Source organism: Deltaproteobacteria bacterium (assembly GCA_003696105.1).
GTDB lineage: Bacteria > Myxococcota_A > Polyangia > Haliangiales > J016 > J016.
The window spans coordinates 1-3,133 of record RFGE01000052.1 but is presented as its reverse complement, the minus strand read 5'-3'; the positions used below and the strand labels follow the sequence as shown (position 1 = coordinate 3,133).

Below are 3,133 nucleotides of genomic sequence, written 5' to 3'. Positions count from 1 at the left end.
GTCGGCCGACCCCTTTCCCCGCCGAGGGGATTAAGACCGGAGGGATTCTCGAATACCTTTGCGCGGCTCATGTAGTGTCGGCCGACCCCTTTCCCCGCCGAGGGGATTAAGACGCTACTCTCGGTCGAGGCACCGATTGAAGATCGCCGTCGGCCGACCCCTTTCCCCGCCGAGGGGATTAAGACTTGACGTGTATTGCCGCCAATGACCGGTGGCCGTGCAGTCGGCCGACCCCTTTCCCCGCCGAGGGGATTAAGACTCACGTGGAATGAACACGTCGTAGCCGCAGTAGTAGGTCGGCCGACCCCTTTCCCCGCCGAGGGGATTAAGACCTGGATTGCCGGGCGATCGAACGGCGAGGGGCGTTGTCGGCCGACCCCTTTCCCCGCCGAGGGGATCAACGCGAGGAAGTCCGCGCCGTGCCATGGCGACAGTTGCTCGTGCCGGGGCGTGCCTGCCGGGGAGGCGAAAGCGGCGGTCGCCGGACGGCGGCGGTCGCGGGGCGGGGCCGCGGGGCGCCGTCACGGCGCGGCGCCCAGCGCGGCGCGCAGGACTTCGTAGGCGCGGTTGAGTTCGACGGCGCGGGCGTGCGCGCGGCGCTGCGCGGTCCGCGACAGGCTGGCCATCCGATCGGGATGGCAGTCGACGATGCGCATGCGGTACGCGCGCTTGACCGCGGCGAGGTCGGCGCCGTCGGGCAACCCGAGGATGCGATAGGCGGCGCCGACGTCGACGGCGCGTCCCGCTCGGCGGCGTCCGCCGGTGTCGCCGGCGGAATCGGTCCGCGCCCGTCGCCCGCCGCTGGATCCGGCGTTACGGCTCGCGCGCGCCCGCCGGCGTTCGGCCTCGCGGATCCACGGCGTCGAATCCGTCTCGAGGGCGTCCGCCGCGGCGCGGATCTGGGCGAGCTGCTCGGCCGTCGCCGGACCGTCGGCGGTGGCGACGGAGACGAGCAGCGCCATGGCGGCGCGGGCGTGGGCATCGTCCCAGGCCGCGCCGTAGTGGATCCGGTACAGGCGGGCGAGGTACCCGCCGCCATCCACGGCCGGCGCGTGCAGGATGCGCCGCAGTACGTCGGTGCCGGCGCGGTCGAGGCGGTACTTGCGCCGGAAGTGCTCGCGAATCGCGGCGACCTCGGGACGAGTGAGGCCGTCGGCGGCAGCGATCCGTTTGGCGAGCAACACGAGCGGATAGTCGCGGCGCACGGGGCTGTAGATGCCTTGCGGGAAGGCGGGCCACCGGATGGTCCACGTCTTGCCGATCCACTCGCCGTCCAGCGTGATCACGCCGGAGAGGACGACGTCGCCGCCGGCGACGGCGCCGGCCGGCACGAAGCAGGTCGCGGTGCGACCGCCGGCGCACGGCACCACGATCTGGAAGACGCCGCCGTCGCCGCGGAACTCGCCGCGTCCCGCGACCGGCCGGTGGTCCAGCGCCGACGCGGCCACGAGGTGCAGCCGCGCGCCGGCGGGCACCTCGGGCGACGCCTCGATGAACACGAGCCGGCCGTGGTCGCTATCGGTGTAGCCGAACGCGAACGACATCACGGGGCGCGGCCAGGTTGCCGGCCGGTCGTCCGGCGGCGACGAATCGGACGCGTCGGGCTCCTCGTCGTCGGGCCGCCGGATGCTCGCGCCGAGGAAGAACCCCAGCGCGGCGCCGCCGACGCCGCCGAACGCGCCGCCGATCGCACCTCCGATGATGGCTCCCCAGATGCCCATGGCCTCCTCCCGGTACGGAAAGCTCCTACCCGGCGACTGTCGCGCACCGCGGGGACGCCGCGCGCCGGCGATCGCCGTTTTCCAGGCTATTTCAGGGCCTTATGCGGGAGAGCGCCGCCGGCGACGGACGCGCCGGCGGCCACGGGTCGCCGGCGTCCCGACGGGCCGGGTCGCGTGCGCGGACCTCGCGGTCACGGCGCCGCGCCGGCGTCGGGAGCGGCGGACACCGACAGCCGCCCGAAGCCGAACGTGGTCGCCTTGCCGATGCCGGCGCGCGCGGCGAACTCGATCGCGGGCCACGCCGCGGGAAGATCCGGGCCGCCGACGTCGACGTGACCGATGAGCCCCGGCCACGTCATCGCGCGGCCCTGGCGGCTCGAGTAGCGGCGCACCGGCGCGACCGCGATGGCCGCGCCGAGGGTGTCGATCGCCGGCTCCACCCGCCCGGGCGGCACGAGGCGGCCGCCGCCGTGGACGCGCGCCAGCAGGTCGGCGCGGCGAACCGCGGCCGCGACGAGCGCGGCGCCGTCGAGCGACGCGCACACGCGGCCGCCGTGGACGATGCGCGCGGGCGTCACGAGTTGGATGCGCGCGCGCGCGGGCGCCGGCGCCGCGGCGCGCGCGGGCGCCGGCGACACGTCGCGCAGCGCAAACGGCACGTGCCCGCCGCCGCCGCGCGCGCGGCCGATGCCGCCGGCGAGCGCGACGCGCAGCGCCGCGACGACCGCGTCGGCGCACGTCGCGGCGCGCTCGCCGATGAGCACCAGCCGCACCGCCAGCCGTTCGCCGGCCGACAGCTCGAACCGGCGACGGCCGACCGCGGCGGTGTCGGGCGCGAGCACGAGCGCAGCGGGAGCGCGATCGGTGACGCCCGCGCCCGCCAGCGGACGGCCCGGATGCTCGAGCAACGCGGGCGCGCGGTCCCGCAGCGCCGGCAGCAGCGCGCCGCGCAGCGAGGTGGTCGGCAGCGGCGGCAGCACGACGTCCGCCTCCGCCCGGCAGTCGGCGATGAGCTCGGTGACCGGCGGGAGGTTGTCGAGGGCGAGAGCGAGGCCGGCAAGTTGCTGCGTCGCCGCTACGGCCATGTTCCGATCTCCTTTCCTTCCGAGAGATACTCCTCGACGTCCTCCCATCGGAATTTGCCACCCGCTGTTTTGACGGCGTCGGCAATGGTGTGGCGCGTATCGACGAGCGTCTGCACCATCACCCAACCCTCCCGTGTCCGTGCCAGGTGTATCCAGACGGGCGACGCGTGGCGGGCGCTACCGCCCAGATTCTTGTCGCCCGTAGCGGGTCGCATATAGGGCAAACCGAACGCCGCACTCTTGTGTTTCCGAAGGTCCAACATGACTTTCGCGCGAACCCGTTGCTCATCGGTATGGTTGCTGTCCAGCGCCACTACGCGGACCCTC

Annotated in this window: 2 protein-coding genes and 1 CRISPR repeat array; both genes read right to left on the bottom strand. The window is 74.1% G+C overall.

Features of this window, described 5'->3' with window-relative positions; all coding sequences use genetic code 11:
* Position 1: 1 nt before the first annotated feature.
* Positions 2–404: a CRISPR direct-repeat array (repeat unit 36 nt; unit sequence TCGGCCGACCCCTTTCCCCGCCGAGGGGATTAAGAC).
* Positions 405–521: 117 nt separating this feature from the next.
* Positions 522–1,721, bottom strand: coding sequence for a hypothetical protein (locus D6689_03200; GenBank protein RMH44115.1), 1,200 nt, complete (start codon positions 1,719–1,721; stop codon positions 522–524).
* A 191-nt stretch (positions 1,722–1,912) separates the two neighbouring features.
* Positions 1,913–2,854 (bottom strand): CRISPR system precrRNA processing endoribonuclease RAMP protein Cas6, encoded by a 942-nt coding sequence (locus D6689_03195; GenBank protein ID RMH44114.1) that lies wholly within the window; start codon positions 2,852–2,854, stop codon positions 1,913–1,915.
* Between the last annotated feature and the right edge of the window lie 279 nt (positions 2,855–3,133).

Bases quoted from the DNA above. Each gene is read 5' to 3' on its own strand.
- D6689_03200 (RMH44115.1), bottom strand. From the start codon at position 1,721: ATGGGCATCTGGGGAGCCATCATCGGAGGTGCGATCGGCGGCGCGTTC.
- D6689_03195 (RMH44114.1), bottom strand. From the start codon at position 2,854: ATGGGAGGACGTCGAGGAGTATCTCTCGGAAGGAAAGGAGATCGGAAC.